This is a genomic window from Clostridium sp. ZS2-4, from assembly GCF_026719745.1.
GTDB lineage: Bacteria > Bacillota > Clostridia > Clostridiales > Clostridiaceae > Clostridium_H.
The window spans coordinates 1-11,247 of sequence record NZ_JAPPRQ010000112.1 but is presented as its reverse complement, the minus strand read 5'-3'; the positions used below and the strand labels follow the sequence as shown (position 1 = coordinate 11,247).

Sequence of the window (11,247 nt, the reverse complement as noted above, 5' to 3'; positions counted from 1 at the left end):
CTCCTCCTCTGTGGTGTTTGGTTTTATGTGGTGTAATTCTATTATGTCGCAGTGGAGGAAAATATAAAAGCCTAACGGCTTAAAAGTTAGGCAAATCAATGCTTGCAGAATTCTGCAAGCGACTAAACAAATATAAGTAGAAGGGAGGGTATAAAGTGAGATTTGAAAAAGACAAGAAGCTTATGGAAATTTTGAAGATTATGGCTCCAGGTACACAGCTTAGAGAAGGCTTGGAAAATATCTTAAGAGCCAAAACAGGTGGTCTTATAATAATAGGCGATAGTGAAGAAATTATGAAAATAGTAGATGGAGGTTTCAATATTAATTCTGAGTACAGTCCGTCTTATGTGTATGAACTTGCAAAAATGGATGGGGCAATTGTGTTAAGTGGTGATTTGAAAAGAATACTTTATGCAAATACACAATTAGTACCAGATGCATTTATTCCAACTTTTGAAACTGGAACAAGACATAGAACAGCCTACAGAGTTACAAGACAGACTGGATGCATAGTTGTTGCAATTTCTCAAAGAAGAAATATAATTACAGTATATAAAAATGACATAAAGTATGTTTTAAGAGATAGTAGTATAATACTTGCAAGAGCAAACCAAGCACTCCAAACTCTAGAAAAATATGTGGCTGTTTTGGACAGAGTCATGAGTAATTTGAATTTATTAGAATTCCAAGATTTAGTTACATTATTTGATGTAATAACAGCTATTCAAAGAACAGAAATGGTTATGAGAATAGTAGATGAGGTAGAAAGATATATATGTGAACTTGGTAATGAGGGAAGACTTATATCTATGCAGTTAAATGAACTTGTAAGAAGTGTTGAAGAAGATGGCATATTATTGATTAGAGACTACTGTCAAAATAACCTGGATTATAATAAGATATATGAACAAATCCAAAATATGTCTTCAGATGAAATTTTGGATTTAGATATTATATCAAAGGTATTAGGATATGTTGGCGTTCCATTAGTGGATACTTTGATTTCTCCGAGAGGATACAGAATGCTTAACAAAATTCCGAGAATACCTGTAAATGTAATAGAAAATGTTATAAATAATTTTAAAGAGCTTAAAGGAGTTATGGAAGCTTCTTATGAAGAACTGGATAATGTAGAGGGTATAGGTGAAGCTAGAGCTAAAGCTATAAAAAATGGACTTCGCAGATTAAGAGAGCAATTTATGATAGATAAGCAAATATAGCACAAAATAAGTAAAATACTTATTTTGTGCTATTTAGTCACCGGAAAGTATATTTGCCTAAAGTATTTATTTTGTTGTATTCTCCCAAAAGTATGTCATAAAGATTTAGATCTAATAGATTACAAAGTGATGTTAGATAAAATAGATTATTTCCTATTTCTCTTTCTAAAACTTCGCGACAATTCTCACAAAGTTCACCATCTAGATGTGTATTTAAATGTTTTTTGTAAGTATCCATATCTATGTTATCATTGTTTGGTGCTGGCTGTTTTTTAGCTGCTATTTCAATACATCCACAGTTAGTTACGGATTTAGCAACAGCTCTGTTTATGCGACCTTCTGACTCTTGAAGTTTTGTCATTATGTCAAGTAAACTTTTATGACGCAGAAGGCATTCGTCTACTGCATTTTGAAAATCATCAAAAATAACGTCTTTCATGGTTTCAACTCCTTACAGTAAAATAAAATCGATAAGTGTTACTATAATTATAATTATTTTCAGATAATTTTGTCAACAAGGCAAAAGGAATTATTAATGTATCTATATAATAAAACAAAAATTATTTTATTAATAGGGGGATTAAGAAGTTAAAGGTTGGACGAAAATATAAGTATAAACAATAAGAAAAATGAACAAATTATAAATAATTTTTGGTTTAGTTGAAATAACAAATATAATAATATATATTGTTATTAATAGTATAAAAAACTATAAACAAAGAGACAATTTAATACAGGAGGTGAATAAATTGTTTAAGAAAGTTTTAAGAGGGCTGTTTACATTAGCAGGACTCGTCTTAGGATTTATAACTGGTCAATCACTACTAAAATTAGATAGATTGGCATATTTTAATAATTCTACTATCTTATCAATTGTATTTTTAATTTTTTCTTCATTAATTTTAGGACTTATATTATTTTTAATATCTCCATGGATTAATTCATTAATAACTAAAGTTATGAAGTACTTTGAAGATAACATACAGAAAGTTCCTACAGTTGAAATTTTACTTGGTACTTTTGGAGCTATAATAGGACTTATCATATCAGCTTTATTTGTTAGTCTTATTCCAAAAACACTTTTAGGGACAATAGTCTCTATAATAATTGCGTTAATATTAGCAGCACTTGGAGGAGACGTTGTAGTAAAGAAAAAGGAAGACATAATAAGCGCTCTTTCAAATATAAGGAAGGTAGGAGTACCAAAGGAGAAAAAGGCTAAAGTAGCCTATATAGGTACACCTAAAGTTTTAGATACATCTGTAATAATAGATGGAAGAATTTTAGATATATGTCGTAGCGGATTTATAGAAGGTTCTTTGGTGATACCTCACTTTGTTTTAGATGAACTTAGGCATATAGCCGATTCTTCGGATAGCTTGAAGAGAAATAGGGGAAGAAGAGGACTTGATATACTTAATAATATTCAAAAGGAACTAAGTATAGAAGTTCAGATAACGGATAGAGATTTTCCAGAGATAGATGAAGTTGATAGTAAGCTGTTAAAACTTGCTCAAGTCTTAAAAGGTAAGGTTTTAACAAATGATTATAATTTAAATAAGGTAGCAGGTGTTCAGGGCGTGCCAGTTTTAAATATAAATGAGCTTGCAAATTCAGTTAAACCAGTTGTTCTTCCAGGTGAAGAAATGACAATTCAAATTATAAAAGATGGTAAAGAGCAAGAGCAAGGTATAGCATATTTAGATGATGGTACAATGATAGTTGTAGAAGGCGGAAGAAGACATATTGGAGAAGTAATGGATGTAGTAGTTACATCAGTGCTTCAAACTGCTGCAGGTAGAATGATATTTGCAAAGCAAAAGAATAAGATTAAAAACTAACTTTAGAAGAGGTACTTTAAATGGGTAAAAATTGTGCTGTTATTGTAGCAGCTGGAAAAGGCACTAGAATGAAAACAAAGATAAATAAGCAGTTTTTAAATTTAAAGGGTAAACCAATTCTATACTATACTTTAAAGACTTTTTGTGATAATGAATGTATAGATGATATAGTTATTGTCCTAGCAAAGGATGAAATAGAGTATTGTAAAAAGAATATAATTCTAAAATATGGATTAAATAAAATAAAGTCAATTGTAGAAGGTGGAAACACAAGACAAGAGTCTGTAATAAATGGCTTGGAGGCTGCAGAGAATTGTGATATTGTGTTAATACATGATGGGGCACGACCTTTTGTTGATAATAGTATTATTGAAGAGGGGATAAAGTATGCTGAATTTTATGGTGCTTGTGCTTGTGGAGTAAAGCCTAAGGATACAATAAAAATCAAGGGTGATAATGGTTTTTCTGTACATACTCCTGAAAGAAATACTTTGTTTTGTGTTCAAACGCCTCAATGCTTTAAATATAATGTTATTTTAGAGTGTCATCAAAAGGCTAATTTAGAAAAGCTTGAAGCCACAGATGATACAATGATAGCTGAGAAATATAACTATAAAGTTTATTTATATGAAGGAAGCTATACAAATATAAAAATTACAACTCCAGAAGATTTAGCCATTGGAGAAAAAATACTAGATAATTTATAGTCCTTATTGACATTGTGTAATGGCATTAGGTATAATTCTAACAGAATAATTTAATACTTTGCGATGAAGAAGAACAGTAGAGGCGAAATACAGAGAGAAAATTCCTGGCTGAAAAATTTTCAAAGGCTTTGAACCTGCTTCTGAGCTGTGGGTAAAAACTACCGGTGAAAGCCGTTATATTTAAATGAGTACAAAGTTAGGTGGTACCGCGATATAACTCGCCCTAATAATAAATTTATTAGGGCGAGTTTGTTTTTGTATAAATAGATAAATCGAAATAAAACCAATTAATACAAGAGGAGGAAATAAATATGAAATTATCAAATATGTTAATAACTACATTACGAGAAGTACCAGCAGAGGCAGAATTACCAAGTCACAAGTTGATGTTAAGATCTGGTATGATGAGAAAAATGGCATCAGGAATATATAATTATATGCCTTTAGGTCTTAGAACATTAAAGAAAGTTGAGAATATTGTAAGAGAAGAAATGGATAGAGCTGGAGCGCAAGAGTTTTTGGCATCAGCAATAATTCCAGCAGAACTTTGGCAGGAATCGGGAAGATGGGAAGTTTTTGGACCTGAAATGTTTAGATTAAATGATAGAAATGAAAGACAATTTTGTTTAGGACCTACACATGAAGAAGTGTTTACTGATATAGCAAGAGCAGTAATAAAATCATATAAGCAGCTTCCACTTAATTTGTATCAAATACAAACAAAGTATAGAGATGAAAGAAGACCAAGATTTGGAGTTATGAGATCAAGAGAATTTACTATGAAAGATGCATATAGCTTCGATAAAGATTATGAAGGATTAGATATTACATATAATAAAATGTATGAGGCATATAAAAGCATATTTGAAAGATGTGGAGTAGACTGCAGTGCTGTTGAAGCAGATTCAGGAGCAATGGGAGGTGCAGGTTCGGCTGAATTTATGGTTAAATCTGAATATGGTGAAGATGAAGTGGTATTCTGTGATGCTTGTAGCTATGCAGCTAATATGGAAAAAGCGCCTTCAACGCCAGAAAAGGCTGAGATGGAAGAGGCAAAAGGATTAGAAAAAGTAGAAACACCAAATGCTAAAACAATACAGGAGTTAATTAAATTCTTTAATGTAACACCTAAGAAATTTGCTAAAACTCTTATTTATAAAGCTGATGATAAAGTTGTTGCAGTAATGGTAAGAGGAGATAGAGAAGTAAATGAAACTAAAGTAACAAATGCAATAGGAGGAGCGGTAGAATTTGCACTTGCTGATGAAAAAACAGTTAAGGAAGCTACTGTAGCAGAAATTGGTTTTGCAGGACCAATGGGTATAAAAGCAGATTTCTTATTAGTTGATGAAGAAGTAGCTAACATGTATAACTTTGTAGTTGGAGCTAATGAAACAGGATACCACTATATTAATGTTAATTACGGAAGAGATTTTGATGGAACTGTTGGAGATTTTAGAAATGTAACTAGTGAAGATAGATGCCCAAAATGTGGTGAAAAATTGACAATTGCAAGAGGAATCGAGGTTGGACATATATTTAAGCTTGGAACAAAATATTCTGAGTCTATGGGAGCTGTATTCAGTGATGAAGATGGGAAGAATAAACCATTGATCATGGGATGCTATGGAATTGGAATAAATAGAACTATGGCGTCAATAATAGAACAGCACCATGATGAAAATGGTATAGTATGGCCATTATCAGTAGCTCCATATCATGTTATAGTAATTCCAGCAGTTAGTAAAAATGATGAACAAATGAAAGTTGCTGAGGAGCTTTATAACAGCTTAAAAGAAATAGGTGTTGAGGTTCTACTAGATGATAGAAATGAAAGAGCTGGAGTTAAATTTAAAGATGCTGATTTAATAGGAATATCTATGAGAATTACTGTTGGAAGAATGGTAAGTGAAGGAAAAGTTGAATTCAAAATAAGAAGCAGCAGCGAAGTTGAAGAAATAGAAATATCTTCTGTAATTGATAAAGTAAAAGAGGAATTTGAAAAAAATAGTATAAAGTTATAGAATAATATATAGTAAAAGTATTTATAGGTGTGCATCTTGATTTAATAAGTATATAACAGCTTTATGAAGATGCACATTTATATGACATAATGTATATAATTAATGAACTTTGGCTGTAGTTGAGAGATATAAAGTAGAAATAGATTGTTAGGAGGAAAAGGGATGAAAATATTCAATACTATGACTAGGCAAAAGCAAGAATTTGTTCCAATTAATCCTGGAAAAGTAAATATGTATGTTTGCGGACCGACTGTATACGATTTTTTTCATATAGGTAATGCAAGAACATTTTTGGTTTTTGATACTGTGAGAAGATATTTTGAATATAGAGGTTATAAGGTTAATTATGTTCAAAACTTTACTGATATAGACGATAAAATGATAAATAGAGCTAATAGAGAAGGTATAACAGTAAAAGAATTAGGGGATAAATTTATACAAGAATATTATAAAGATGCCGATGGATTAAACATAAAGAGAGCAACTAATAATCCAAGAGCAACTGAATTCATTGACGAAATTATAGCTTTTGTTAAGGATTTAGAAGATAAAGGCTATGCTTATGCAGTAGATGGAGATGTATATTTTAGTACGAAAAAATTTGAAGAATATGGAAAATTATCTGGTCAAAATCTTGACGATCTACAAGCTGGTGCTAGAATAAGTGTAGATGAAAGAAAAAAAGACCCTATGGATTTTGCAATTTGGAAAAGTGAGAAGCCAGGAGAACCTTCGTGGGAAAGTCCATGGGGCAAAGGAAGACCAGGATGGCACATAGAATGCTCATGTATGGCTCATGATTTATTAGGAGAAACTATTGATATTCATGCTGGAGGTGCTGATTTAGTATTTCCACATCATGAAAATGAAGTTGCTCAAAGTGAAGCGAGAAGTGGAAAGGTATTTGCAAACTATTGGATGCATTCAGCTTATCTAAATATAGATAATAAAAAGATGTCTAAGTCTCTTAATAATTTCTTTACTGCTAGGGAGATTTTGGGTAAATATGATCCAGAGGTTATAAGACTATTTATGCTTTCTGCTCATTATAGAACACCTTTAAACTTCAGTGGTGAACTTTTGGAATCAGCAAAAGCATCTCTTGAAAGAATATACAATGCAATTGGAAATTTGGAAAGACTTATGGATGAAGTTACTAGCGTAGAGATAACTGATAAGGAAAAAGAGTATAAAAAACAATTAGAGTCTTATAAAGATAAATACATTGAAAAAATGGAGGATGATTTTAATACCGCAGACGGGGTTGCAGTTATTTTTGATCTTATAAGAGAAATAAATACAAATATAACTGTAGAATCATCAAAAGAACTAGTGAAATATTCTCTTAAACTCATAAGAGAATTAGGAGTACCACTTGGAATTCTTCAAAAATCTACTGTGTGTAATCTGGATGAAGAAATAGAAAAACTTGTAGAAGAGAGACAACAAGCTAGAAAAGATAAAAACTGGGCTCTTGCAGATAAAATCAGAGATGATTTGAAAGAAAGAGGAATAGTTCTTGAGGATACTCCACAAGGAGTCAGATGGAAGAAAATAAATTAACTGCAAATAAATACACAGTGTTTTGATAATGTAGAAAAAATTAAAACGTAAAAAATGTAATCGGTGCAGCTGTTGAGTGTATACATCACAGCTGCACTTTTAAATTTATTTAAATTATAGTATTATAAGTTTGTTAATAAATTTTAATTGGCTATAAAGCCAGTGTTTTAAAAGAAAAGTAAAGGAGATAAAACTAAATGGAATTTGATATACTAAAGGGCAAGTTTACTATAAATGAAGCAAGAGGGTTAAATCCTTTAGTTCTTGCCTTTATTGGAGATGCCATATATGAAGTGTTTATTAGAACTTATTTAGTTGATGGTAATAGATATATGTCAGCGCATAAACTTCATGTTAAAGCTGTATCTTTTGTTAAAGCTCATGCTCAAAGTGAAATTATGAAGAAAATAGAAGATAAGCTAACAGAAGAAGAATATAGTATCTTTAAAAGAGGAAGGAATTCAAAGTCTGGTACAGTACCTAAAAATGCACAGGTTCAGGAATATAGAATAGCTACAGGCTTTGAGACTTTAATAGGGTTTTTATATATTACTGAACAGGTAGATAGACTGAATGAAATATTAGAGATGATTGTAAATTTAGAAACGTATTAAAAAGAGATTTATTTTTACAAAAGGGGAGAAAATAATGGCTATAAAGGTTAAAATAATAGAACACACTCCAAATCCTGAAAAAGTTATTGCATCTGCTGCTAAGCTTTGTTATAGTGCTGTAGGAGTAGATGAAATTTTAGATGGATTAGATGAAGAACAAGTAGAAGGATTTTTAAATAGATTGATGTCATATGGGCATGCATCACCCATAGAACATGTAAGTTTTACATTTGCTGTAGAAGGAGTTTCGAGAAGTTTAACACATCAGTTGGTTAGACACAGAATTGCGTCATATTCTCAACAAAGCCAGAGATATGTTAAGCTAAATCAATTTGAATATGTGATTCCTCCAGAAATAGAAAAAAATCATAAGGCTAAAGAAATATTTATTAAATCTATGGAAGAATGTCAAAGTGCATATGATGAGCTTACTGAAATTTTAAGAGAAAAATATATAAATCAAGGAATGAAAAAGCTTAGTGCAGAAAAAAAGGCTATTGAAGATGCAAGATATGTATTTCCTAATGCTTGCGAAACTAAAATTGTATTTACAATGAATGCTAGAAGTCTTATGAATTTTTTCGAGCATAGATGTTGTAATAGAGCTCAATGGGAAATACATACTTTAGCAGATGAAATGTTAAGGCAGGTTAAAAAAATTGCACCTATATTATTTAATAATGCAGGTCCTAAGTGTGTTAAAGGAACTTGTCCGGAAGGAAGTATGACTTGTGGAGAGATTGCAAAAATAAGGGATAAATATACAAAATTATAAAAACTCAACAGGCTGAGAGGTGTAAAATATGAAAGAATTTAAGGGGTCAAATAAGAAAAAAGAAAATATAGAAGAAAAAGAAATAAGAGAAGATTTAATAGAAGGAAGAAATGCTGTAATTGAAGCTTTGAAAAGTGACAGGACAATAGAATATATATTGGTAACTACTGGCAATACTACGGGTTCAATTAATAAAATTTTTGGAATAGCAAAGGAAAAAGGTATTGTTATAAAAGAGGTTGACAGAAAAAAATTAGATAGTATGTCTGTTACAGGGGCACATCAAGGAGTCATTGCGGTAGTAACTCCTTATAAATATTGTGAAATAGAAGAAATTCTTCAATATGCAGAAGAAAAAAATGAAAAACCATTTGTTCTTGTTCTAGATGAAATAGAAGATCCACATAATTTAGGATCAATAATAAGAACGGCAGAAATATGTGGTGTTCATGGGATTATAATACCTAAAAGAAGAAATGTAGGAATTACTCCTACCGTATACAAAACCTCTGCTGGAGCTATTGAATATATGAAAATAGCTAAAGTTGCAAATATAAATAATGCAGTAGATAAATTAAAAGAAAATGGCATATGGGTATATGGGGCTGATATGGATGGAGAGAGCTATTGTTATCAAACTGATCTTAATGGTGCGGTAGCTTTGGTTATTGGAAGTGAAGGACGCGGTATTTCGAAACTTACAAAAGATAAATGTGATATGTTAGTGAAAATCCCTATGATAGGTAAAATAACATCTCTCAATGCATCAGTGGCAGCCGGCATAATGATGTATGAGGTTTTAAAACAAAAGATGGAATAAGCAAGCTGTGAGAAATATATTTGTTGACGGATATAATGTAATCAATAGTTGGCCGGAGTTAAATAAAATAAAAGACTATAGTTTTGAAGCTGCACGAACAAAACTCATAGAAATGATGCAAGATTATGCTGCATACAGAGGATATAAGATATTTATAGTTTTTGATGCGCATATGGTAAAAGGAAGTATAGAAAAAAAAGAAAAGGTCGATAATGTTATTATAGTTTTTACTAAAGAGGGAGAAACAGCAGATATCTTTATTGAGAAATATGTAAACCTAATAGGAAGAAAAGCTGAGGTTTGTGTTGTTACATCTGATTCTTTAGAACAACAAGTAACTTTTCAAAGAGGGGCTACTAGAATGTCTTCTTTAGAATTTTACAATGAGGTATATGATACCCAGAATAGAATAAGAAGCAAGACAAAGAAAAACATTTCCATAAATAGGGAGTTTTTAGAAGAAAGAATTGATAAAGATATTCTGGAAAAATTAGATAAAATTAGAAAAAGTCGCTAAAAAATATTGACTAAAAATTTCCTATTAATGTATAATCGAATGAGTAGGTATAGTTAGGTTTTGTATATAGTTATATGGAGGGGATATCTTGTCAAATAAGATAGGTGTTGGTAAGAATGACATGATGATAAATGGAATATTAGATGAGGAAATTGCTCTTAAAGCTAAATCTGGAAATGTTGAAGCACAAGAATGTTTGATAAATAAATATAAAAATTTTGTAAAAGCCAAGGCAAAGTCTTATTTTTTAATAGGAGCAGATAAAGAAGATATATATCAAGAAGGGATGATAGGTCTTTATAAAGCGATTAGAGATTTTAAACCTGATAAATTATCTTCATTTAAAGCTTTTGCTGAATTGTGTGTTACAAGACAAATAATAACAGCTATTAAGACTGCTACAAGACAAAAGCATATACCTCTTAATACATATATATCTTTAAATAAACCTATTTATGACGAAGAATCGGATAGAACTTTATTAGATATATTGTCTGCTGTAAAAGTCTCTGATCCAGAAGAACTAGTTATTAGCAGAGAAGAAGTGGTTAAAATAGAAAATGAAATAGAGGGTGCTCTATCGGAACTTGAACTGGAAGTGTTGAATTCATACCTTCAAGGCAAGTCGTATCAGGAAATTGCTTGTGATTTGGATAGGCATTCTAAATCTATCGACAATGCACTTCAAAGAGTAAAGAGAAAATTGGAGAAATGCTTAAATAAAAGATAAAAAGTATATTGACAAGGAAAAATGAAAATAGTAAAATTAATAATTGGTGTAGGACTTTTGATATCAAGCTACGAATAAGTAGCACAATTATAAGGTGTTAGATTTAAAGCAGGGTATCGTTGGTTCAATACTTGTTTCTGGGTTTGAAGAAAATGCCCATGTAGCTCAGCTGGCAGAGCGTCACCTTGGTAAGGTGGAGGTCGCCGGTTCAAGCCCGGTCGTGGGCTCCAATGTTTTAAATAAGTTAATAACACACCAGGAAGAGTTTACGAAATGGGTCAAACAAAATTATAGTTATGATAGGAGGAGATTTAAAATGGCAAGAGCAAAGTTTGAAAGAACAAAACCACACGTAAATATAGGAACAATAGGACACGTAGACCACGGAAAGACAACAACAACAGCAGCAATAACAATGACATTAGCAAAATCAGGT

General features: G+C 31.3%; 12 protein-coding genes and 1 tRNA gene. 12 read left to right on the top strand and 1 reads right to left on the bottom strand.

What is annotated here, in order from left to right:
• Positions 1-155: 155 nt before the first annotated feature.
• A complete protein-coding gene (disA, locus tag OIO11_RS12695) occupies positions 156-1,220 on the top strand; it encodes a DNA integrity scanning diadenylate cyclase DisA (protein ID WP_268071821.1) in 1,065 nt (354 codons plus the stop codon).
• 37 nt (positions 1,221-1,257) lie between these two features.
• On the opposite strand, the gene OIO11_RS12690 is transcribed toward disA, so the two are convergent.
• Positions 1,258-1,659, bottom strand: coding sequence for a DUF1573 domain-containing protein (locus OIO11_RS12690; RefSeq protein ID WP_268071820.1), 402 nt, complete (start codon positions 1,657-1,659; stop codon positions 1,258-1,260).
• Positions 1,660-1,969: 310 nt separating this feature from the next.
• Between OIO11_RS12690 and OIO11_RS12685 the strand changes: the two genes are divergently transcribed.
• From OIO11_RS12685 to OIO11_RS17275, 11 genes are all read left to right on the top strand, one after another.
• Positions 1,970-3,061: a PIN/TRAM domain-containing protein gene (locus tag OIO11_RS12685; RefSeq protein ID WP_268071819.1), complete on the top strand. Its 1,092-nt coding sequence runs from the start codon at positions 1,970-1,972 to the stop codon at positions 3,059-3,061.
• A gap of 20 nt (positions 3,062-3,081) precedes the next feature.
• Entirely contained in the window at positions 3,082-3,768 is a 687-nt protein-coding gene (gene ispD, locus OIO11_RS12680; protein WP_268071818.1) for a 2-C-methyl-D-erythritol 4-phosphate cytidylyltransferase, read from the top strand.
• A 311-nt stretch (positions 3,769-4,079) separates the two neighbouring features.
• Entirely contained in the window at positions 4,080-5,792 is a 1,713-nt protein-coding gene (locus OIO11_RS12675; RefSeq protein ID WP_268071817.1) for a proline--tRNA ligase, read from the top strand.
• 162 nt (positions 5,793-5,954) lie between these two features.
• The gene (cysS, locus tag OIO11_RS12670; RefSeq protein ID WP_268071816.1) at positions 5,955-7,355 is read left to right on the top strand and encodes a cysteine--tRNA ligase; all 1,401 of its coding nucleotides are present in this window, start codon (positions 5,955-5,957) and stop codon (positions 7,353-7,355) included.
• A gap of 197 nt (positions 7,356-7,552) precedes the next feature.
• A complete protein-coding gene (locus OIO11_RS12665; RefSeq protein ID WP_268071815.1) occupies positions 7,553-7,969 on the top strand; it encodes a Mini-ribonuclease 3 in 417 nt (138 codons plus the stop codon).
• A 34-nt stretch (positions 7,970-8,003) separates the two neighbouring features.
• Positions 8,004-8,744, top strand: a complete 741-nt coding sequence (thyX, locus tag OIO11_RS12660) for an FAD-dependent thymidylate synthase (RefSeq protein ID WP_268071814.1) — start codon at positions 8,004-8,006, stop codon at positions 8,742-8,744.
• Positions 8,745-8,772: 28 nt separating this feature from the next.
• On the top strand, positions 8,773-9,564 hold the full coding sequence (rlmB, locus tag OIO11_RS12655; protein WP_268071813.1) for a 23S rRNA (guanosine(2251)-2'-O)-methyltransferase RlmB: 792 nt from the start codon (positions 8,773-8,775) through the stop codon (positions 9,562-9,564).
• 7 nt (positions 9,565-9,571) lie between these two features.
• Positions 9,572-10,081: an NYN domain-containing protein gene (locus OIO11_RS12650; protein ID WP_268071812.1), complete on the top strand. Its 510-nt coding sequence runs from the start codon at positions 9,572-9,574 to the stop codon at positions 10,079-10,081.
• A gap of 121 nt (positions 10,082-10,202) precedes the next feature.
• Complete coding sequence (gene sigH, locus OIO11_RS12645) at positions 10,203-10,811, top strand: RNA polymerase sporulation sigma factor SigH (RefSeq protein ID WP_268071822.1); 609 nt, start codon at positions 10,203-10,205, stop codon at positions 10,809-10,811.
• A 154-nt stretch (positions 10,812-10,965) separates the two neighbouring features.
• Positions 10,966-11,041, top strand: a tRNA-Thr gene (locus tag OIO11_RS12640).
• An 86-nt stretch (positions 11,042-11,127) separates the two neighbouring features.
• Positions 11,128-11,247 (top strand): GTP-binding protein (locus OIO11_RS17275; RefSeq protein ID WP_268071893.1); only part of this gene is annotated, 120 nt, incomplete at its 3' end.

Coding starts and splice junctions, on each gene's coding strand:
- OIO11_RS12690 (WP_268071820.1), bottom strand. CDS start 1,659: ATGAAAGACGTTATTTTTGATGATTTTCAAAATGCAGTAGACGAATGC.
- ispD (WP_268071818.1), top strand. CDS start 3,082: ATGGGTAAAAATTGTGCTGTTATTGTAGCAGCTGGAAAAGGCACTAGA.
- OIO11_RS12675 (WP_268071817.1), top strand. CDS start 4,080: ATGAAATTATCAAATATGTTAATAACTACATTACGAGAAGTACCAGCA.
- cysS (WP_268071816.1), top strand. CDS start 5,955: ATGAAAATATTCAATACTATGACTAGGCAAAAGCAAGAATTTGTTCCA.
- OIO11_RS12665 (WP_268071815.1), top strand. CDS start 7,553: ATGGAATTTGATATACTAAAGGGCAAGTTTACTATAAATGAAGCAAGA.
- thyX (WP_268071814.1), top strand. CDS start 8,004: ATGGCTATAAAGGTTAAAATAATAGAACACACTCCAAATCCTGAAAAA.
- rlmB (WP_268071813.1), top strand. CDS start 8,773: ATGAAAGAATTTAAGGGGTCAAATAAGAAAAAAGAAAATATAGAAGAA.
- sigH (WP_268071822.1), top strand. CDS start 10,203: ATGATGATAAATGGAATATTAGATGAGGAAATTGCTCTTAAAGCTAAA.